The organism is Streptomyces sp. NPDC002958 (assembly GCF_055563255.1).
The window spans coordinates 156,104-175,941 of record NZ_JBVHDS010000011.1 but is presented as its reverse complement, the minus strand read 5'-3'; the positions used below and the strand labels follow the sequence as shown (position 1 = coordinate 175,941).

The following is a 19,838-nucleotide window of genomic DNA, read 5'->3' as shown; positions in this document are numbered from 1 at the left end:
TTCAGATGGCGGCTCTCACCCCTGGCTCGTTCGGCGAGAGTTCCTGCGTCAGGTCCTCCGCCAGCAGGCGCTTGGCGATCACGTCCACCGCCGCCCTCAGCTGCCGGTCGTCCGGGCGTGCCCCGTGCTCGTCCAGGCGTTCATTGAGCCACCGTGCCCACGCGTCGTTGATCGCCGCGGCCTCCCGGCGGCCGGCGGCCGTATGCGTGAACAGATGACCGTCGCCGGTGAGATAGCCCTCCTCGATCATGCGGTCGAAGACCGGCACCAGCACCTCCGGAGGTAGTCGGTGCCGGGTCGCGATCAGACCCAGACCCGCATGGCCGACCATGCGGGTGAACAGCTCGACCTGCATCACCGCCCAGGCCCCCGCCATGTCCAGCCGGGTGTCCGATTCCGCGACGATCCGCCGGGCCGTGTCCGGTCCCGCTCCGTGGAGGATCTTGGCCACGGAGAACTCCAGGAGCTTGGCCGAGTCGCCGGTGCCGGGCTGGGCGAAGCCCTCGCCCATGTCCGTCGAGCCGACCCGTGCCGTGTCCCGCAGCTGCACCTGCTTCAGGAACAGCGCCACGACGAAACCCAGGACCGCGACCGGCACCGTCCACAGGAACACGGTGTGCAGCGTGTCGGCGTACGCCTGGGCCAATGGCGCGGACTGCGCGGCGGGCAGACCGTGCAGCCCCGCCGGGCTCTGGGCCGCCTTCGCCAACACCGCCGGGTCGCCGCCCGCCCGGGCCGCCGCGGCGATGCCCTCGGTCAGATTCGGCTTCAGCGCATTGGCGTAGATCGTGCCGAAGACCGCTGTGCCGAACGAGCTGCCGAGCGTACGGAAGAACGTCACGCCCGAGGTCGCCGTACCCAGATCCGCGTAGTCGACCGTGTTCTGCACGGCGATCGTCAGCACCTGCATGGACAGCCCGATGCCGACGCCGAGCACCAGCATGTACAGCGACTCCAGCCACACCCCGCTGCCCGGACCCATCCGGGACAGCAGATAGAGCCCGACCGCCATGATCAGCGAACCCACGATGGGGAAGAACCGGTACCGGCCCGTCTTGGAGACGACATTGCCGCTGAAGACCGAGGCGACCAGCAGCCCGACGACCATCGGCAGCGTCCGCACCCCCGACAGGGTCGCCGAGTCCCCGTCCACGTACTGCAGATACGTCGGCAGGAAGATCATGGCGCCGAGCATCGCGAAGCCCACGATGAAGCTCAGGATCGAGCAGACGGTGAACACCGGATTCCGGAACAGCCGCATCGGCAGCATCGGTTCCTCGGCCCGGAACTCCACGAGACAGAAGAGCGCCAGCGCGAGGGCGCCACCCGCGAAGAGGCCGATGATGACGGGCGATCCCCATGCGTACTCATTGCCGCCCCAGCTCGTCGCCAGGATCAGCGCGCCGGCGCCGACCGTGACCAGCGCGATGCCCAGATAGTCGATCACGGGCCGTCCGGCGGCCTTGACCGACGGGATCGTCCGGGCGGCGGCGATGACCACCACGATCGCGATCGGCACATTGACGTAGAACGCCCAGCGCCAGCTCAGATGGTCGGTGAAGAGTCCGCCGAGCAATGGCCCGATCACTGTCGACACCCCGAAGACCGCACCGATCGCACCCTGGTACTTGCCGCGCTCGCGCAATGGGATCACATCGGCGATCAGCGCCATCGAGGTGACCATCAGCCCGCCCGCGCCGATGCCCTGCAGTCCGCGCCAGACGATCAGCAGCGTCATATTGGTCGCGAGACCGCACAGGAACGAGCCGGTGATGAAGATGATCGCCGACAGCTGGAAGATGATCTTCCGGCCGAACAGGTCGCCGAACTTGCCGACCAGGACCGTCGCCACCGTCTCGGCGAGCAGATAAGCGGTGACCACCCAGGACATATGGGCTGCGCCGCCGAGATCCGAAACGATCGTCGGCAGTGCGGTACCGACGATCGTCTGGTCCAGGGCGGCCAGCAGAATCCCCAGCACGATCGTCGCGAAGACGATGTTCCGACGGCGCGGATCGAGTACGGGCGGCGCGGCGGCACTCTGCGCGGCGGGGACGGTCTCGCTGGCAGTGGTCACGCTTGCACCCTCACACCGGCCCCCGTCTCCCGCATGTGGGGGACGGCCGGACGTGTCGTCAGGCCGGCAGATCCCGCACGGAAGCCTTCATACGGTCACGAACGCCTCCCGTACCGGCTCCGCCACCCGGTCCGGCGAGAGAAACGGATTGAGGTCCTCCAGCTCGACGAGCAGCAGCTCGCCCTCAGCGGTCCGGCAGGCGTCGCTGTTGTCGGCCACGCCCGAACATTGCTCAGGTGTGAACTTACTTTTCAGTAAGGTGAGCGTCGCGCCATCCCTCGCAAGACGCATGCGGAGCGGGGAAGTGGCGGGCGGCTCACCAGGAGCTGTCGGGGCGCACCGGCAGCCGGGGGTGGTGGGCGGCAAGAGCCTTGTTGGCGCGGGCCAGCTCGGAGAGTGCCTGCTCGCGGTCGGCCCGGTCCTCGGCACAGAGTCGTGGTCCACGGAACCTGCGCACCTCGCGCGCGGCGCATTCGGCGTCGAGCTCCGCCTGCAGGATGTACGGCGGGATGCAGGACCCGATCAGCGCGGCGACCCGGTCCGGGATCGGCACGGGGACGAGGAGGTGTGAGGCGGTCATGGGGCCCTCTCGGGTGGTTGGCCAGGAGGTGGTTCTCGGCTGCGGCCGCCGGGTGGGCGGCCGACTCCTCCATGTGTACGGGACGCGGTTCCTGGTTTCTCGTTGAGAGCGTCTCCGTGTGGCAACCGTTTGAGAGTGACCGGCTATTTCGCTTTACCCGCAAGTAAGTTGACTGCCGGTGAGCATCGTGATCCGGATGAAAGCCGACTCACAGCGGGGATTCGTCACCGCGGGCACGCAACTGGAGTGCGCGCAGCACGGCCTCGGTGGAGAACCGGCTCTCGGGGTCGGTCAGTTGCTCGCCGAAGATGGACTCCAGATTGCGCATCCGGTAGCGGACGGTCTGCGGATGCACATCCAACAGCTCGCCCATATGGGCCGCCGTGCCGCGGGTGTCCAGCCAGATCCGCAGCGTCTCGATCAGCCGCTCCCGCCGGGTGGCGCTGATTGCGGCGATCGGCGCCAGATCCCGCTGGGCGAGCTGGTCGACGAGGACCGGGTCGGAGAGCAGCCACAGGGTGATGAGGTGGTCCTCGCAGAGGATGAAGGGCGCATCGTCGATGATGCCCGCGTCGACGAGTTCGAGGACGCGGCGGGCCCAGCGGATCGAGTCCGAGGCGAGGGCGGTGGGGACGGTCAGGCCGATCGCGGCATGGGTGCCGAGGAGGGCCTGGTCCAGCATGCGTCTTCGTGCGTCGTCGAGTGCGCCGGGGATCAATAAGTGCGGCTGGGGGTCGCTGAGATCGGCCAGGATGTCGCGGTCGGCGACGGCCCGGTCCAGGCCGGCGGGGGAGCGTGCGGCGATCAGCGTGACCTGTTCGGGCAACGCCCATCCCGTCTGCTCGCACAGTTCGGCGATGGCGGAACGGGGTGCGGGGCGGCCGGCGAGAATCAGGTGCAGCAGGCGCCGGCGCATGGCCTCGCTCTGCTCGCCGGTCTGCGACTGCACCTCCAGGAAGCCCTCCCGGGACAGGGATTCGAGCTCGTCGATGTAGGCGAAGAGCGCATCGGCGAAGCTGAGCATGAGGGTCGGTGAGAAGTTGTAACTCCGGCCGACCTTCTTTGCCCGTCGCAGCGCAATTCGGGCACCCAGTCGATAAGCACCCTGAAGCGTCTCCATCGTGCGGCCCTCATATGCCTCGAAACGTCCGAATCGACGGCACATGTCGTCCCGCAGCGAGGTCGACGCGGACGGCTCGGCGACGAGGTCCACGAATGAGGAGAGGCTCTGCTCGACGCCGACGCGAATAGCCTGCTCATTGGGACCGCTGAGCAGTCGTGCGTATTCCGGGTAGGCCCGGGTGACTTCGACGCCGATTTCCTTGATGAGGCTCGGCAGTTCGGGCCGCATGATCGCGGCGAATTCCTGGGGGAGCGGCCCCAGTGGATCCCCCGTGTCCGACGGCTGAATGAGTTTCGGCATGACTGTCCCCTTGCTCTCCGGCGCCCGGTGGGGGGTCAGGCGGTGGGGGAAAGCGCTCCCACGAACCGACAGGTGCGTACCAAGTCCGCGATGAAGATAGACCAAGTGAGCGGTTGTGCCCACCACTTGGACGAGATCGAAGTGCAAGGGGCACACATCTCGGCCCCGTTGTGGTGCTCCGGTGCAGGTGGGGCGGGAGTGCTCACTTCAGGACAATGTTTTTCGGACATCTGCTCTTCCGGCGACAAGAAAGTAACCCTGGGTAAACGCGGGATGCGGGAGTGCAGACCGCCGTCGATGACTGCGTCCGAGGTGAGTGTCCGAAGGGCTCCCGGGCGGCGCTTACCCGGCGTAACTACTCACTTTCGTATAGAAAATCGTAGCGATCTGCTGAGTTCTCGCTAAGGGAGAATGCGTTTATCGGGAGGGGCGGGGAATTTCTGTGCCGGGTATTGCCGCGTTGGGCTACTGGCTCGTAACGTTCGATCCGCACGGAGTTCGATCACGCAGTCGAGTCCATGGACTTCTGCGATCCACGATGTGAGCCGCCCTCGTGCCGGACTCATTGCCGGGCGCGGTACGAGGTAATCGGGTACGTCCAACTCCACTCCCCTCGGAGGCCTTTCCGTGAGAAGCATCATCAAGCGTTCCCTGTTCGCCACCGCCGTTGCCGCTGCCGCGTTCGGCCTGACCGCCACCTCGGCCTCGGCCACCGCGCAGGCCCAGTGGACCATCGTCAATCCGAACGCGAACGGGTCGTTCACGGCCGCGCTCAAGGCCGGGACGACGGCGGACCTCCTGGACATCACCACCAACCAGGCCGTGACCTGCTACTCGGCCACCGCGAGCGGCACCGCCGCCAACGGCACGCAGCCGGACGGGGACGACATCGCACAGATCACCTCGGCCGCATGGGGCGATCCGGTCAGTGACCCCTGTGACGGACCGCTCGGCTCCGCGTTCAGCGCCGAGCTCACCGGCACCATCCACCTCAACGCCACCGGTTACAGCGGTGGCGTCACCCAGGCCAACCTGTCGGGTGTCGACGTGACGATCACCGGTGACACGCTCTTCGGTGTCTGCACGGCCACGATCTCGGGTTCCGCCAGCAACGCCTCGTACAACAACGCCACGGGCGAGCTGACCATCAACAACGGCACAGGGCTCAACATTTCCAACGTGGACAACTGTGCCGGGCTGATGAACGACGGCGACACCGCCGCGTTCTCGGCGACGTACGTGCTCGACGACGCCATCACCGTCACTTCTCCGTGAGTTGTTAGCCGGCACAGCCGCGGACTGTGGGGAGAGGCGTCGCCGCCCACGCAGTCTGCGGCTGTCGCTCCCCGCACCTTCCCCCGCGCACCTGCCACTTGGCTTCGAGATGACGATGGGTTGGCGAGATGAGATTCAGGACGAGCCGAATCCGGCGGGCGGCGCATGTCGGCACCGTCGGCGTGCTGGCTCTGGCGGCCGGGCTGGTGCCGGGCACGGGTTCCGCGAGCGACACCCGCGTGGTCGAGGCGGATCTCACCTACTCCTGCGGATTCTCGGCCGGACCCCAGCCGGTTGCCGTCCGGGTGACGGCCGGGCTGCCGGTGACCTCGACTGCCGGATCGGTGATTCAGCCCGAGGACGTGTCCGTCTCGCTTACCCTGCCCCGCGCGTTCCTCGCCGAATTCCTGGGAACCGGCTCGAAGCAGGTGTCCGGCGTCACGCAACTCGTGACAGAGGTGACGCAGCGCGGTGAGTCGACCGAAGTGCCCTGGCAGGACTTGCATATCGCCGAAACGACTGTCGGCGCACAAGACGATCTGTCGGTGCGAGCGACGGGGGCGGTGCCCACCATCACCCCGCGCTCCAGCGGTGACATCGTGTTCACCGTGGGACAGCTCGACCTCGAGCTGTCCACGGAGCCGACCGATGACGCAGCCGCTGCACCGTCGGTGCTCCCCGTCTCCTGCGGGCCGGCTGCCGACCAGCCTGCGGAACTGGGGACCGTCGGTGTGCCGGCCGGAGCCGTGGAAACGCCGCCCGGCTCGACAGCAGTGGACCCGCCCGGTCCAGGGATCGTCTCTTTTGGGCCGCAGCCAAAGGCAGCTGCTGCAAAAGACGGCGAGGTCGTGCCTGGCAAGGTGCAGCCTCCGGAAGGATGCTATTTCCCTCCCGGTCGCGAGCCCGTGCCTGTGCCGCCGCCGACTGGTTCCAAAAACGCCACCGGATATCTGGGGGGCTATTCGAACGCTGAGAAGCTGAACGGTGCCATGCTGTTCAAGGACCCGGGACACCTCGTCCTCCGGTTGAACTACATGCTGAGCAGCAATCTCGTGTGCCCCGACGACACGGCGGCGTGGCTCATGACGGACGGGACACTCGACTACAACGGGAAGCCGCAGATGCCGCCGACGGAGGCGACATTTCTTACGTTCGGATTCATGCCGACCACCGCGAAGGTCGAGATGACCCTTGACGGCAGAATTGACATTGCCACGATGGCGTGGAAGAAGAAAAACCCTGCCGGGCGGACCCGCGAGACGACAATCACGGCCGCCGACATGTGGGTTCGGCTGTATGACGTGAAGGTCAACGGACAGCCGCTCGACGTCGGTCCGCAGTGCCGCTCCGCCCGTCCGATGCGCCTCGAGCTCAAGGGCGAGGGGCTGACGGGCCGCCAGCTCCCTCCATCCGGTTACACGGTGAACGACGGTGGACCTCTCACGGGGTATGCCGAGATACCTCCCTTCAGCGGATGCGGTGTCACGGAGGATCTGGACAGCCTGTTCACCTCCTCGGTGTCCGGTAAGGGGAACTACGTGAAAATGACGCAGGCCGCGCTGTGTGTGGAGGGCAATCCGAAGTCGATCTGCCCGCCCCCCAAGCCCACCCCTGAACGCTGAAGCAGGCGCACCCGCGCGCCTTCCCTCGATGCGAAAGGCTGGACCCTCAATGAGTGCTGCCCCGAAAAGTGTCAGACCCGCTCTGCTCGGTGCGCTGGTGGCGGTCGCCGTCGGCATTCCGCTGAGCACCTCGCCGGCGAGCGCCGCCTCCGCCCAGGAGATGAACGGCAATTGGGCGCCCTTCACCCGGTGTCCGGTCGACGACCCGGCCATGCTGGCCGCGGACGGCAGGACGGAGATCGCGATATGCGTGGCCTCGCAGTCCGAGAGCGGGTCCATCAAGCTCGGGAACACCGAAGCGACAACCGGTGCGAACGACCTGCAGTTCGGCGTCGTCCGCAACGCGACGACGGGGGTGTCCAGGATCGTGGCGCCCGAGGGCGGGGCGATCGTCGGAGCCCCGACGGAGATTCCCGGCGGTCTGCTCGGCCTCATGTGCCCCAGCGGGATCCCCGTCGTCTCGGGAATCTGTGAGCAGCTGACGGACAACAGCCTCAACCGGGTCGTTGCCACCGTGCAGTCGGCGGGCGCACCCAGCAACTTCGATCTGACCGCGGGGATGCAGAGCGGGAAGACGATCGTCGACATTCCGGTCCGCATCCACCTGGAGAACCCGTTCCTGGGGTCCAAGTGTTACATCGGCACCACCTCCGACCCGGTCGTGCTGCGTCCGCAGAACCTCACCGCACCGGCCCTGGCCAGCCAGCGCTTCGATGCCGACGGCACGCCGAACACCAGGGGCGTGATGAACAGGGTCGCGCTGACCGGTAACGCACAGGGCGATGCCGGCTTCGCCGTCCCCTCGGTGAGCGGCTGCGGACCCCTCGGGCTCGGCGAGCTGAACTGGGCGGTCAACCTGAAGACGGCGCTGCCCTCGGGGGCCGGGAACAACAACCTGGTGCTGAACGACACCGCCACCTACACGGCGGGCCTGACGTCCCCGGGCTCGGCCGTGCCCAGCGCAGGTCAGCTGCTTGCGGAGAACTGGCACGCCGGAGTGGTGCGGTAGGTACTTCTTCGGTTCGGCCGATTCCTGTAAAGCACGGGAATTACCGTTGTCGTCCGCCCCGCCCGGATTTTCTTACCGTGCGGGGCGGACGGATGTGTGCAGAGCCCGTCGGAGGACTCACTTATCGACAAGTGCACGGCGTCCACTACTCACCCGTGTACAAAAACAATGTGAGCGTCGATCGCCGTGCAAAAAGTTCAGGAACCGCTATTGCGGAGTCAGGTTACTGACCCGTAGCGTCCCAGTTGAGCAGCTCGGAAACGCATCCGTAACTGCTTGTTCGGCGCACATGGAGTCGTCGTGACTCCGCCCCCATCGGCCGCGGGACCCCCGCCCGCACGCCGGAGACCTTGCGCAGATTCCGACAAAGCCGGTCCACGGCTTTGTCACTCCGTGACAAGTGATCCACGCCGAGCACCCGGTTCGTCGATTTCCGCTGTTCAACGGCTTGTCCTGGTGGTTTCGGCGGACCTAACGTGCGCCCCGTGGTGCATGTGTGACGAGCCGCCATTGGATTTCTCAGAGCCGGAGCGCTGACAGATGACTTCGTTCACAACAACTTCGAAGGAGGGCCGATGGGAATCGAAGTAGTCGTCGAAGGCCTCACGAAGTCCTTCGGCAAGCAGAACATCTGGCAGGACGTCACTCTTACGCTGCCCGCCGGCGAGGTGAGCGTGATGCTCGGCCCTTCCGGCACGGGAAAAACCGTCTTCCTGAAATCCATCATCGGTCTGCTGAAGCCCGAGCAGGGGCGTGTCCTCATCAATGGCGTCGACATGGTGAACAGTCCCGAGCGCGAGATCATGGAGACCCGTAAGCTCTTCGGGCTCATGTTCCAGGACGGCGCCCTCTTCGGTTCGATGTCGCTCTTCGACAACATTGCCTTCCCGCTGCGTGAGCACACCCGCAAAAAGGAATCGGAAATCCGCCGGATCGTCATGGAGCGCATCGACATCGTCGGTCTCCTCGGCGCCGAGGATAAACTGCCCGGCGAGATATCCGGCGGTATGCGTAAACGCGCCGGTCTGGCCCGCGCCCTCGTCCTGGACCCGCAGATCATTCTGTGCGACGAACCGGACTCCGGACTCGACCCGGTCCGCACTGCGTACATTTCCCAGCTGCTCATCGATCTCAACGCGCAGATCGACGCGACGATGCTCATCGTCACCCACAACCTCGACATCGCGGCCACCGTCCCGGATAACATGGGCATGCTGTTCCGCCGCAATCTCGTCACTTTCGGGCCGCGCGAGGTGCTGCTCACCAGCGATGTGCCGGTCGTCGCCCAGTTTCTTGCAGGGCGCCGCGAAGGCCCCATCGGGATGGCCGAGGAGAAGGATGCCGCGACCCTCGCCGCGGAGGAGATGAACGGTTACGGGGTCGGCATCAGCTCCGCCAACGGCCCGCGCACCGTCGTGCCGCAGTTGGAGCCGTCGCCGGGCATGCCGGTACGGCAGGCTGCCCTGCGCCGCCGGGAACGCGTCCTGTCGATGATGGGCCGGCTGCCGGAGGCCGCCCGTACCGCCATCATGAACAGCTACACCCCGGCCGCGGGCGGTGGACGCCCGTGACGGCCTCCATGCCGGTGCGGCCCCCTGAGCCGCCCACGGCCCGCGTGGCCGACGCGACCGGGCCGAAGACCCCGGAGCGCAGACCTCCGACACGGCTGCTCGCCCCACTGCGCGAGACCGGGAAGCTGTTCTCCCTCGCCGGGACCGTGAGCCGCGAGATTTTCCGCAGGCCCTTCCAGGTACGGGAGTTCATCGAACAGTTCTGGTTCGTCGCCAGCGTCACCATTTTGCCTGCCGCGCTCGTCTCCATCCCGTTCGGCGCGGTCATCGCCCTCCAGGTCGGCTCGCTGACCCAGCAGCTCGGCGCACAGTCCTTCACCGGGGGCGCCAGTGTCCTCGCGGTCATCCAGCAGGCCAGCCCGATCATCGTGGCGCTCCTGATCTCCGGTGCGGCGGGCTCGGCCATCTGCGCGGACCTCGGATCGCGGAAGATCCGCGAGGAACTCGACGCGATGGAGGTCATGGGCGTCTCGCCCATCCAGCGCCTCGTCGTCCCGCGCGTCCTGGCCACCATGTTCGTGGCCGTCCTGCTGAACGGCCTGGTCTCCGTCGTCGGCACGCTCGGCGGCTACTTCTTCAACGTCATCCTGCAGCACGGCACACCCGGGGCCTACCTCGCCAGCTTCTCCGCGCTCGCCCAGCTCCCCGATCTGTACATCAGCGAGGTCAAGGCGCTGATCTTCGGCTTCATCGCAGGCATCGTCGCCGCCTACCGCGGACTCAACCCGCGCGGCGGTCCCAAGGGCGTCGGGGACGCGGTCAACCAGTCCGTCGTCATCACCTTCATGCTGCTGTTCTTCGTGAACATGGTCCTCACGGCGATCTACCTCCAGATCGTCCCCGCGAAGGGGAGCTGACCGATGTCGTTGCTCAGTCGGCTCGATCGATCGGGTGAACAGCTCACCTTCTATGTGAGGGCGTTGATCTGGATCCCGCGGACCCTGCGCCGCTATTTGCGCGAGGTCCAGCGGCTGCTGGCCGAAGTGGCCTTCGGCAGCGGCGGTCTCGGCGTCATCGGCGGCACCATCGGCGTGATGATCGCGATGACCCTCTTCACCGGCACCGTTGTCGGCCTCCAGGGGTACGCGGCCCTCAACCAGATCGGCACCTCCGCCTTCACCGGCTTCATCTCCGCCTACTTCAACACCCGTGAGATCGCCCCGCTCGTCGCCGGGCTCGCGCTCTCCGCCACCGTCGGCGCCGGCTTCACCGCCCAGCTCGGCGCGATGCGGATCAACGAGGAGGTCGACGCCCTGGAGGCGATGGGCGTGCGGTCCATGCCCTACCTCGTCACCACCCGCATCATTGCCGGGGTCGTCGCGATCATCCCGCTGTACGCGATCGGGCTGCTCTCCTCGTACCTCGCGTCCCGCTACATCACGGTCCTGTTCAACGGGCAGTCCGCGGGCACCTACGACCACTACTTCAACCTCTTCCTCTCCCCGGACGACGTGCTGCTGTCGGTGCTCAAGGTGCTGATCTTCAGCGTGATGGTGATCCTCGCCCACTGCTACTACGGCTTCCACGCCACGGGCGGACCCGCCGGAGTGGGGGTGGCGGTCGGCCGGTCGGTGCGCAACGCCATCGTGCTCATCAGCGTCACCGACTTCTTCCTCTCCCTTGCCATCTGGGGCGCCACGACGACGGTGAAGGTGGCCGGCTGATGAACACACACCGGATGCAGACCGTCCGCCGCAGACTCGCCGGAGTCACCTTTCTGCTCGTGCCCGCCGTGCTCGTGTGGGTGTCCGTCTCGGTGTACAACAAGGACTTCACCGACGACGCCACCGTGACCGTACGCACCGGCAGCGTCGGCAACGAGATGCACGACAACGCGGATGTGAAAGTGCGCGGCGTCGTCGTCGGACAGGTCCGCGACATTTCGGCCGACGGGGACGGAGCCCGGCTCACCCTCGCCATCGAGCCCGACAAACTCGACCGGATCCCGGCCGATGTGACCGCCCAGATGCTCCCCACCACACTTTTCGGGGAACGGTTCGTGGCGCTCGTACCGCCCGAGATGCCGTCCGCGCAGCCCCTGCGGGCGGGGGCCGTCATCCCGCAGGACCGCTCCAGCAACGCCATCGAGCTGGAGCAAGTCCTCGACAATGTCCTGCCGCTGCTGACCGCGGTGAAGCCGGAGAAGCTCGCCGCCACCCTGGGCGCGGTCTCCCAGGCGCTCGAAGGACGCGGCGGGAAACTCGGCGACACCCTGCTCACGCTCGACGCCCACCTGGAGAAATTCAACCCCCAACTCCCCACGCTCAACGCTGACATCAAGGAGCTCGTCAAGGTGACCAAGGTGTACGGGGACGCCGCGCCCGATGTCCTTGACGCGCTCACCGCCTTCACCACCACCAGCACCACCATCGCGGAACAGCAGGCAAAACTCGCCGACCTGTACGGGTCCACGACCGACTCCGCGCAGGACATCACCTCGTTCCTGCAGGAGAACAAGGACAATTTGATCCGGCTCTCCGCGACGGGCCGGCCGACGCTGGAACTGCTGGCGCGGTATTCCGACGAATTCCCCTGCACCCTGCGGACCCTGGCCGGCTTCGTCCCCGCCATGGACAAGGCGCTCGGCAAGGGAACCGACCAGCCCGGACTCCACGTCACCGTCAAGTCCGTGCAATCCAAGGGCAAGTACGTGCCCGGCAAGGACACCCCGGTCTACGACGCGACCGGCGGACCGCACTGCTACTCCGTGCCGTACGTCGGCCGGACCGTGCCGACCGCACACGCCCGTACGGCCGAGGCCGTCACCCCGGCCGGCACCCCGCGCGGCGCAGAGCCCTCCGGCCCCGCGCCCTCGGACACGGACTCCCGCCTCGGCATGCCCAACTCCCCGCAGGAGAGCCAACTCGTCAACGAGCTGGTCGCTCCCTCACTGAAAGTCCAGCCGCAGACCCTGCCCGACTGGAGCAGCGTGCTCATCGGTCCGGCCTTCCGCGGTGCGGAGGTGAAGCTCAAGTGAAGCGCCGCTCTCTCGCAAGGCCGCTCGCGAAGTCGATCGTCTTCATCCTGGTGACCGTTGTGGCCACCGCCGTCCTGGCACTGTCCATCGCCAATACGGGGGTCGGCGACACCACCACCTACAAGGCCAGGTTCACCGACGTCACCGGACTGATCGTCGGTGACAGCGTCCGGATCGCCGGGGTCGAGGTCGGACAGGTCGAGTCCATCGAAGTGGCCGACAAGCGGCTCGCCGAGGTCGGCTTCGCCGTCCGCAAGGGGCGCAAGCTCCCCGCCTCGGTGACCGCCTCGATCAAGTACCTCAACATGGTCGGCCAGCGGTACATCGACCTCGACCGGGGCGCGGGGCCGGTCGGCCGCAGCTTCGCCGCCGGAGCGACCATTCCGCTCTCCCGCACCACCCCGGCGCTCGACCTCACCCAGCTCTTCAACGGCTTCCAGCCGCTCTTCGAAGGACTCTCCCCACCGGACGTCAACCAGCTCGCGGGGTCCATCGTCCAGGTGCTCCAGGGCGAGGGCGGCACCGTCGACAGCATCCTCCAGCACGTCGGCTCGCTCACCGGAACCGTCGCCGCCAAGGACAAGGTGATCGGCGAGGTGATCAAGAACCTCAACACGGTCCTGAAAACCGTCAACGACCGCGAGGCCGGCTTCAACGACCTCGTCGTCACCCTCCAGAAACTCGTCACCGGATTCTCCGGCGACCGCAAACCGCTCGGCGAGGCAGTCACCGCGATGGGTGCGCTCACCACCGTCACCGCGGACCTCCTCGACGACGGCCGGGAGCCCCTCAAAAGCGACATCAAACAACTCGGCCGCCTCTCCGACCAGTTGGGCAAGGGCACGCCGCAGATCGAGAACTTCCTGCAGAAGACCCCGGCCAAGATGGAAGCGATCAGCCGCCTGGCCTCGTACGGCTCGTGGCTCAACCTCTACCTCTGCGAGGCCAAGGTCAGCGGCGTGACGACCGAGGACGGCAGCGCCCCGCCCACCGGCATCGCGATCACCCAACCGAGGTGCCTGGCATGAGAATCAAACCCGTACGGGAACGCAACCCCGTCGCCGTCGCCATGGTCGGACTGCTCGTCCTCGCCCTGATCGGCCTGGCCGCCTACCGCGCCGACTCGCTGCCCTTCATCGGCGGCGGCACCACCTACAACGCCGACTTCACCGAGTCCGCCGGACTCGGCGAGGGCGACGAGGTACGGGTCGCCGGAGTGAAGGTCGGCGAGGTCACCGGCGTCTCGCTCGACGGCTCCAAGGTGAAGGTCGGCTTCAAGGTCAACGACGTCTGGATCGGCGACTCCTCCACCGTGGGCATCGCCATCAAGACGCTGCTCGGCGAGAAGTATCTCGCCGTCGACCCGCTGGGCGACGCCCCGCAGGACCCGCACGATCGCATCACGGTGAGCCGCACCACATCCCCGTACGACGTCACCCAGGCGTTCAACGGACTCGGTGAGACCATCGGGGAGATCGACACCCAGCAGCTCGCCAAGAGCTTCGAGACGATCTCCGCCACCTTCAAGGACTCCCCGCCGGACGTGAAGAGCGCCGCCGACGGCCTCTCCGCCCTCTCCAAAACGGTCTCCGAGCGGGACGCCCAGCTTGCCACCCTCCTCAAGGGCAGCAAGCAGCTCACCAAGACGCTCGCCGGCAAGAAGAGCAGCTTCGAAACCCTGCTGGAGGACGGCAACGTGCTCCTCGGCGAAATCCAGGCGCGCCGTGACTCCATCCATTTGCTGCTCACCGGCACCCGCAACCTGGGCACCCAGCTCACCGGCCTTGTCGCGGACAACAACAGGCAGCTGAAACCCACCCTGGACTCGCTCGGCCGGGTCACCGCGGTGCTGGTGAAAAACCGCAAGAGCCTCGACAAGGTGCTGTCGCTCACCGGTTCGTACAACCGGCTCGTCGGCAACACCCTCGGCAGCGGCCGCTGGTTCGACAACTACGTCTGCGGAGTCGTCCCGAAGAACTACCTGCCCGCCGGCACACCCCCGGCGACCGGATGCATGCCACCCCAGCAGCAAGGCGGCCGCTGACATGAGAATCACACGCATCGTCGGCATCGGCGCCGGACTCGCCGTCGTGGCCGTCGCGGCCACCACCGGTGTGATGGCCACGGACGACGAGGGAACGACCACCATCACCGCCTACTTCGACCGGGCCACCGGTGTGTACGCCGGATCGGACCTGCGGATCCTCGGCGTCAAGGTCGGCCGGGTCGAATCGGTCACGCCCAGGGGAGACGAGGTCAGGGTCACCCTGCGGGTCGACCAGGGTGTCAAGGTCCCCAAGGAGGCGCACGCCGTGGTCGTCGCCCCCAGGCTCGTCGCCGACCGCTACGTCCAGCTCGCCCCCGCGTACACCGGGGGACCGCTGATCGCGGAGAACGCCGTACTGCCGGCCGCGAACAACGCCACACCCGTTGAGGTCGATCAGCTGTACGACTCCATCACGGAGCTCTCCACAGCCCTCGGTCCGGACGGAGCCAACGCGCAAGGAGCGCTCTCCGGGCTGCTCGACACCGGGGCCAAGAACCTGGACGGCAACGGAAAAGCCATCGGGGACTCCATCGAGCAGTTCGGCAAGGCGACCAAGACCCTCGACAAGAGCAGCGGCAATCTCTTCGACACCCTGTCCTACCTGCAGACCTTCACCACCATGCTGAAAGAGAACGACGCCGATGTGCGCGCCGCCGAACAGCAGCTCAACTCCGTCACCGGGTTCCTCGCCGACGACAAGGAGAACCTCAGCGCGGCGCTGAAGGAGCTGGGCACCGCGCTGGGCCAGGTCAAGAGCTTCATCCAGAAGAACCGCGGAGCCCTGAAGGCCAACGTGGACGCCCTGGTGCCGCTCACCCAGACCCTGGTCGACCAGCGTGCCTCGCTTGCCGAGTCACTGGACACGCTGCCGCTCGCCGCGGGCAACGTGATCAACGCCTACGACCCGGTGAACCGCACCCTCAACGGCCGTACGAACCTCAATGAGCTCTCCATGGGCGGACCGCTCACCGAGGACCCGGCCATCGGACTCGCAGGCCTCACACCGGTTGACGGCACACGGCAGAAGGCGCTGCCCGCCCTGCCGCTCCCGCCCGTCGGCACCGTCTACGGCACCCCGGCGAAGACCGCCACGGACAAGAAGCAGGTGAACCGATGAGCCGCGCCCTGCGCAGACCGACGGCCCGCACGACCGGCGTTGTCGCGGTGCTGGCCGTGGGCGTCGGCCTGGCCCTGGTCGTCACCGGTGCCGGCCTGCCGACGTTCACCGGCATCGATCAGGTGCCGCTGCCCGGCGGCGCCGACCTCGGCGACCACCCGTACGAGATCACCGCGGAATTCGGGGACGTTCTCAGCCTCGCCCCGCAGTCCTCGGTGAAGGTCAACGATGTCGCCGTCGGCCGCGTCACCAAGATCTCCCTGAACCCGGGCAGCTGGAACGCCAAGGTCACCATGCGGGTCAACGGCAAGGTCGAACTGCCCGCGAACGCCTACGCCCACCTCGAACAGTCCAGCCTCCTCGGTGAGAAGTACATCCAGCTCTCAGCGCCCGCGACCGGCACCGCCCGGGGCAGGCTCGCCGACGGAGACCGGATCCCACTGACGCGGACCAACCGCAACCCCGAGGTCGAGGAGGTCTTCGGCGCCCTGTCGATGCTCCTCAACGGCGGCGGCATCAACCAGCTCAAGACGATCACCACCGAGCTCAACAAGGCACTGGCCGGACAGGAACCCCAGGTCCGCTCCATGCTGAGCCGGGTCAACACCCTCGTCACGAACCTGGACGGCCACAAGGAGGACATCACCGACGCACTCGACGGCGTCAACCGGCTCGCCGCCACCCTCGCCACCCGTGAACAGGACGTCGGCACGGTCCTCACCGGGCTCAGCCCCGGCCTGAAGGTCCTGGAGAAGCAGCGCGGTTCGCTCCTCACCATGCTCCACTCGCTCGACACCCTCTCCACCGTCGCCGTCGACACGATCAACAAGAGCAAGGCCGACATGATCGCCGACCTCAAGGCCATCGCCCCCAGCCTCAAGGCGCTCGCCGACTCCGGCAGCGACCTGCCGGACTCCCTCCAGGTACTGCTCACCTACCCGTTCACGGACGAGGTGCTGCGCGGGGTGAAGGGCGACTATCTCAACGTCTACCTGGATGTGACGGCCATGCCCGGCACACAGATCATTCCGCCGCTCGACCCGGACGCCACCCCGCCCCCGGCAGCAGCGAAGTCCGGCTCTGCACCGCCCCTGCCCCTTCCCTCTGTCTCCACGTCGGGCACGAAGGGAATCAGCTGATGATCACCCTCGCCATCCGGCTCAAGAACATCGCCTTCCTGATCATTGCGGTGCTCGTCCTCGGCTACCTCGGGGTGCGGTACGCCGACCTCGGTCACTACATCGGCATGCGCAGCTACTACACCGTCACGGTCCAGCTCCCGCGTACCGGAGGGCTGTACACCCACTCCGACGTCACCTACCGAGGTGTTTCCGTCGGCCGGGTCGGGCCGATCGAGCTCACCGACAACGGAGTCGAGGCCGAACTGCGCATCGAGAAGGACGCCCCGCCCATCCCGGACAGCCTCAGGGCCGTCGTCGCCAACCTGTCCGCGGTCGGCGAGCAGTACGTCGATCTGCGGCCCACCCGGACAAAGGGCCCCTACCTGGCGAACGGCTCAATCATCGACCAGGCCGACACCACTGTCCCGGCCCCCGTAACCGACGTCCTCACCAGCGTCGACGAGCTGGCGGGCTCCGTCGATCCGGAATCCCTGCGCACGGTCGTCGACGAGTTCGGCGCCGCGTTCGAGGGGCGCGGCGACGACCTCCAGGTGCTGCTGGACACCGGGAATGAATTCGTCCAGGCAGCCGACGACGCACTTCCCACCAACACGCGGCTGATGGTCGACGGCGAGACCGTGCTGCGCACCCAGGCCGAACAGGGCGAGGCGCTCAAGGGTTTCGCCTCCGGTGCGAAGGAACTGGCCGCCGAACTCAAGGGCTCCGACACCGATCTGCGCAAACTGATCGCGGTCGCCCCCGATGCGACCGCTCAGATCAGTGGGCTGCTGCGGGACCTCGACCCGAGCCTCGGCGTCGTTGTCGCGAACCTTCTCACCACCTCCGAGGTCGCCGTCACCCGCCAGCACGGACTGGAGGAACTCCTGGTGAAACTGCCCGCGGTGGCAGCCGCGGGATCGAGTGCGGTGGACGAGAACGGGGCCCGGTTCGGCATGTCGGTCACCTTCTTCGAACCGCTGCCCTGCACCGCCGGATACGGCTCCACGGTCTACCGCAACGGTCTCGACACCTCGGCAGGACCGCCGGTCAACACCAAGGCCCGCTGCACCTCGTCGCCCGGCACCGGCATCAACGTCCGCGGCAGCGCCAACGCCCCGAAGGGCGGCCCGGTGCCCGAGCCCGCCAAGCCCGGCTCGATGCTCCTCGGGCACGACGCGGCGGATCAACTCCCCGGCGCGCTCGGCGTCACGGGGGACACCTCGCCGACGGCCGACGGTATGGCCGGTCTGCTGGGACTCGGACAGGGAGGCGGCGCATGACGTCCCGTACGAAGACTCTGAGCGGTTGGGCGGTGCTGTTCGCCGCCGCGCTGATCTGCGCACTCGGCGGCTGGTCGTACGCCGACGCGCGCGGCGACGAGAACCTGTCGTACGCGAAGAACCGAGATGTCGCACTGGCCGACGGGAAGCGCCACCTCGCTCGGCTGAACAGCCTGGACGGCAAGGACGCCAAGAGCGTCGACGCGGGCCTCGGCGCCTGGCTGGACTCCTCGACCGGGCCCCTGCGCGATCAGCTGAAGCGCACCCGGAGCAAGGACGCGAGCGAGCTGAAGAAGTCCGGTTCCACCGCACGCGGCAAGGTGACCGACGCGGCGCTCACCGCGCTCGACGAGCGGACCGGTACGGCGGAGATGATCGCGACCGTCGATGTCGAGGTCACCCCGCGTACCGGAAAGGGCGGCACCGAACGCAAACGCTTCGAGGCCACGCTCGCCCGGACCGCGAACGGCTGGAAGGTCAAGGCGCTCACGGCGATCGCGGTCGGGGGCGGCGCATGAAGCAACGGGGAGGGGTGGCGGTCGTGAGTACGGACGTGGCTGCGGAGGCCGCCGAGGACGCCGGGGAACTCGACGTGGCCGGTGGCGAAGAAGACAGGCCGGACACGCCCGAGGCGGGCCGCCGGTGGCCGCGCATCGTCGCAGCGGTCCTGGTCGTCGCCCTGGTCGTGGTTGGCGGCGGACTCTTCGCCAAGGGCAGGCAGCTGCGCGACACCCCCGCCACATCGAACCGCGCGCTGACCGACAGCGCGGCGACCACCCGGGTCGCGGGCGATGTCAGCAATGCGCTCGGCAAGGTCTTCTCCTACAGCCCGCAGGCGACCGGCGTCACCAAGGAGTCGGCGAAACAGCTTCTGGCAGGCAGGGCGCTCCAGCAGTACGCGGCCTTGTTCGGCCAGGTCGAGAAGCAGGCAGCCGACCAGAAGCTGACACTCACCACCCATGTCGTACGCGCCGGAGTGACCCGGATGACGGACAGCAGCGCCCATGTGCTCGTCTTCCTCGACCAGGTCTACGAACGCGAAGGAAAGCCGGCCACCACAGCGGCGGCACAGCTCTCCGTCACGGCCGAACTGCGGGACGGCCACTGGGCCGTCGTCGAGATCACCTCCAGATAACAGAGCCCACACGCGAGCGAATCGGTACGGATCGGCCGGCAGGGGAGAGACAGCAATGGCACGGGTACGGATGACGAGGAACCCGCTGATCGCGGTGGCGATCGTGCTGACCGTCGCGGCGGCCGGCGCGGCAGGCTGGGGCGGACTGTCCCGGTACGACGCCGCGCACGACGAATCGGCGGCGTACGCACAGACCCGCGACGACGCGCTGGCCGCGGGCGAGCAGGCCGTACAGAACATGAACACGCTCGACCACCAGAAGCTGGAGAAGGGCCTCGACAGCTGGGAGGACTCCACCACCGGTGATCTGCACAAGCAACTCGTCGACGGACGGGACGCGTTCGTGAAGCAGATCCAGCAGGCGAAGACGGTGAGCACGGCCCAGGTCCTGTCCGGGGCGGTGACCGAACTCGACGACCGGGCCGGCAAGGCCGGGGTCATGGTGGCGCTGCGGGTCACCGTGACCGCGCCGAAGGGCAAGCCCGCGGTGAAGGAGAGCCGGATGCTCGGGCAGCTCACCCGTACCTCCGAGGGGTGGAAGCTCAGCGCCCTTGGCCAGGCACCCGTCGGCAACACGACCGGCTGACGCCACCGACTTCCACCC

General features: G+C 67.4%; 19 protein-coding genes. 15 read left to right on the top strand and 4 right to left on the bottom strand.

Annotated elements, in window-relative coordinates; genetic code table 11:
- Nucleotide 1 precedes the first annotated feature (1 nt).
- From ACZ3IC_RS21175 to ACZ3IC_RS21160, 4 genes are all read right to left on the bottom strand, one after another.
- Entirely contained in the window at nt 2-2,077 is a 2,076-nt protein-coding gene (locus tag ACZ3IC_RS21175; RefSeq protein ID WP_467418134.1) for an MDR family MFS transporter, read from the bottom strand.
- An 87-nt stretch (nt 2,078-2,164) separates the two neighbouring features.
- The gene (locus tag ACZ3IC_RS21170; protein ID WP_467418178.1) at nt 2,165-2,296 is read right to left on the bottom strand and encodes a hypothetical protein; all 132 of its coding nucleotides are present in this window, start codon (nt 2,294-2,296) and stop codon (nt 2,165-2,167) included.
- A gap of 97 nt (nt 2,297-2,393) precedes the next feature.
- Complete coding sequence (locus tag ACZ3IC_RS21165; protein WP_467418133.1) at nt 2,394-2,657, bottom strand: hypothetical protein; 264 nt, start codon at nt 2,655-2,657, stop codon at nt 2,394-2,396.
- Nucleotides 2,658-2,865: 208 nt separating this feature from the next.
- A complete protein-coding gene (locus ACZ3IC_RS21160; RefSeq protein WP_467418131.1) occupies nt 2,866-4,080 on the bottom strand; it encodes a PucR-like N-terminal domain-containing protein in 1,215 nt (404 codons plus the stop codon).
- A 627-nt stretch (nt 4,081-4,707) separates the two neighbouring features.
- Between ACZ3IC_RS21160 and ACZ3IC_RS21155 the strand changes: the two genes are divergently transcribed.
- The 15 genes from ACZ3IC_RS21155 to ACZ3IC_RS21085 all read left to right on the top strand — a co-directional run bounded on the left by ACZ3IC_RS21155 (nt 4,708) and on the right by ACZ3IC_RS21085 (nt 19,820).
- Nucleotides 4,708-5,355, top strand: a complete 648-nt coding sequence (locus ACZ3IC_RS21155; protein ID WP_467418130.1) for a hypothetical protein — start codon at nt 4,708-4,710, stop codon at nt 5,353-5,355.
- A 182-nt stretch (nt 5,356-5,537) separates the two neighbouring features.
- Nucleotides 5,538-6,977, top strand: coding sequence for a DUF6801 domain-containing protein (locus tag ACZ3IC_RS21150; protein ID WP_467418129.1), 1,440 nt, complete (start codon nt 5,538-5,540; stop codon nt 6,975-6,977).
- Between the two features lie 49 nt (nt 6,978-7,026).
- Nucleotides 7,027-7,986, top strand: a complete 960-nt coding sequence (locus ACZ3IC_RS21145) for a hypothetical protein (protein ID WP_467418127.1) — start codon at nt 7,027-7,029, stop codon at nt 7,984-7,986.
- Nucleotides 7,987-8,561: 575 nt separating this feature from the next.
- On the top strand, nt 8,562-9,557 hold the full coding sequence (locus ACZ3IC_RS21140) for an ABC transporter ATP-binding protein (RefSeq protein WP_467418126.1): 996 nt from the start codon (nt 8,562-8,564) through the stop codon (nt 9,555-9,557).
- Nucleotides 9,554-10,414, top strand: coding sequence for an MlaE family ABC transporter permease (locus ACZ3IC_RS21135; RefSeq protein ID WP_467418125.1), 861 nt, complete (start codon nt 9,554-9,556; stop codon nt 10,412-10,414). The genes ACZ3IC_RS21140 and ACZ3IC_RS21135 overlap by 4 nt, the downstream gene beginning before the upstream one ends.
- Before the next feature lie 3 nt (nt 10,415-10,417).
- Nucleotides 10,418-11,221: an MlaE family ABC transporter permease gene (locus ACZ3IC_RS21130; RefSeq protein ID WP_467418123.1), complete on the top strand. Its 804-nt coding sequence runs from the start codon at nt 10,418-10,420 to the stop codon at nt 11,219-11,221.
- Nucleotides 11,221-12,534: an MCE family protein gene (locus tag ACZ3IC_RS21125; protein WP_467418122.1), complete on the top strand. Its 1,314-nt coding sequence runs from the start codon at nt 11,221-11,223 to the stop codon at nt 12,532-12,534. Before ACZ3IC_RS21130 ends, ACZ3IC_RS21125 begins: the two co-directional genes overlap by 1 nt.
- On the top strand, nt 12,531-13,562 hold the full coding sequence (locus ACZ3IC_RS21120) for an MCE family protein (protein WP_467418121.1): 1,032 nt from the start codon (nt 12,531-12,533) through the stop codon (nt 13,560-13,562). The genes ACZ3IC_RS21125 and ACZ3IC_RS21120 overlap by 4 nt, the downstream gene beginning before the upstream one ends.
- Nucleotides 13,559-14,578, top strand: coding sequence for an MCE family protein (locus ACZ3IC_RS21115; RefSeq protein ID WP_467418119.1), 1,020 nt, complete (start codon nt 13,559-13,561; stop codon nt 14,576-14,578). The genes ACZ3IC_RS21120 and ACZ3IC_RS21115 overlap by 4 nt, the downstream gene beginning before the upstream one ends.
- A 1-nt stretch (nt 14,579) precedes the next feature.
- The gene (locus tag ACZ3IC_RS21110) at nt 14,580-15,698 is read left to right on the top strand and encodes an MCE family protein (RefSeq protein WP_467418118.1); all 1,119 of its coding nucleotides are present in this window, start codon (nt 14,580-14,582) and stop codon (nt 15,696-15,698) included.
- Nucleotides 15,695-16,837 carry an MCE family protein gene (locus tag ACZ3IC_RS21105; protein ID WP_467418116.1) on the top strand — a complete coding sequence of 381 codons (1,143 nt, stop codon included), beginning with the start codon at nt 15,695-15,697 and terminating at the stop codon, nt 16,835-16,837. The genes ACZ3IC_RS21110 and ACZ3IC_RS21105 overlap by 4 nt, the downstream gene beginning before the upstream one ends.
- Nucleotides 16,837-18,099: an MCE family protein gene (locus ACZ3IC_RS21100; RefSeq protein WP_467418115.1), complete on the top strand. Its 1,263-nt coding sequence runs from the start codon at nt 16,837-16,839 to the stop codon at nt 18,097-18,099. The genes ACZ3IC_RS21105 and ACZ3IC_RS21100 overlap by 1 nt, the downstream gene beginning before the upstream one ends.
- Nucleotides 18,096-18,617 carry a hypothetical protein gene (locus ACZ3IC_RS21095; protein WP_467418114.1) on the top strand — a complete coding sequence of 174 codons (522 nt, stop codon included), beginning with the start codon at nt 18,096-18,098 and terminating at the stop codon, nt 18,615-18,617. The genes ACZ3IC_RS21100 and ACZ3IC_RS21095 overlap by 4 nt, the downstream gene beginning before the upstream one ends.
- Nucleotides 18,614-19,234, top strand: a complete 621-nt coding sequence (locus ACZ3IC_RS21090; protein ID WP_467418113.1) for a hypothetical protein — start codon at nt 18,614-18,616, stop codon at nt 19,232-19,234. Before ACZ3IC_RS21095 ends, ACZ3IC_RS21090 begins: the two co-directional genes overlap by 4 nt.
- A 55-nt stretch (nt 19,235-19,289) precedes the next feature.
- Nucleotides 19,290-19,820 (top strand): nuclear transport factor 2 family protein, encoded by a 531-nt coding sequence (locus tag ACZ3IC_RS21085; protein ID WP_467418111.1) that lies wholly within the window; start codon nt 19,290-19,292, stop codon nt 19,818-19,820.
- Nucleotides 19,821-19,838: the final 18 nt, after the last annotated feature.

Excerpts from the sequence above, each read along its gene's own strand:
- ACZ3IC_RS21095 (WP_467418114.1), top strand. The coding sequence starts at position 18,096 with ATGACGTCCCGTACGAAGACTCTGAGCGGTTGGGCGGTGCTGTTCGCC.
- ACZ3IC_RS21105 (WP_467418116.1), top strand. The coding sequence starts at position 15,695 with ATGAGCCGCGCCCTGCGCAGACCGACGGCCCGCACGACCGGCGTTGTC.
- ACZ3IC_RS21165 (WP_467418133.1), bottom strand. The coding sequence starts at position 2,657 with ATGACCGCCTCACACCTCCTCGTCCCCGTGCCGATCCCGGACCGGGTC.
- ACZ3IC_RS21125 (WP_467418122.1), top strand. The coding sequence starts at position 11,221 with ATGAACACACACCGGATGCAGACCGTCCGCCGCAGACTCGCCGGAGTC.
- ACZ3IC_RS21115 (WP_467418119.1), top strand. The coding sequence starts at position 13,559 with ATGAGAATCAAACCCGTACGGGAACGCAACCCCGTCGCCGTCGCCATG.
- ACZ3IC_RS21140 (WP_467418126.1), top strand. The coding sequence starts at position 8,562 with ATGGGAATCGAAGTAGTCGTCGAAGGCCTCACGAAGTCCTTCGGCAAG.
- ACZ3IC_RS21160 (WP_467418131.1), bottom strand. The coding sequence starts at position 4,080 with ATGCCGAAACTCATTCAGCCGTCGGACACGGGGGATCCACTGGGGCCG.
- ACZ3IC_RS21100 (WP_467418115.1), top strand. The coding sequence starts at position 16,837 with ATGATCACCCTCGCCATCCGGCTCAAGAACATCGCCTTCCTGATCATT.
- ACZ3IC_RS21110 (WP_467418118.1), top strand. The coding sequence starts at position 14,580 with ATGAGAATCACACGCATCGTCGGCATCGGCGCCGGACTCGCCGTCGTG.
- ACZ3IC_RS21130 (WP_467418123.1), top strand. The coding sequence starts at position 10,418 with ATGTCGTTGCTCAGTCGGCTCGATCGATCGGGTGAACAGCTCACCTTC.
- ACZ3IC_RS21085 (WP_467418111.1), top strand. The coding sequence starts at position 19,290 with ATGGCACGGGTACGGATGACGAGGAACCCGCTGATCGCGGTGGCGATC.
- ACZ3IC_RS21090 (WP_467418113.1), top strand. The coding sequence starts at position 18,614 with ATGAAGCAACGGGGAGGGGTGGCGGTCGTGAGTACGGACGTGGCTGCG.
- ACZ3IC_RS21145 (WP_467418127.1), top strand. The coding sequence starts at position 7,027 with ATGAGTGCTGCCCCGAAAAGTGTCAGACCCGCTCTGCTCGGTGCGCTG.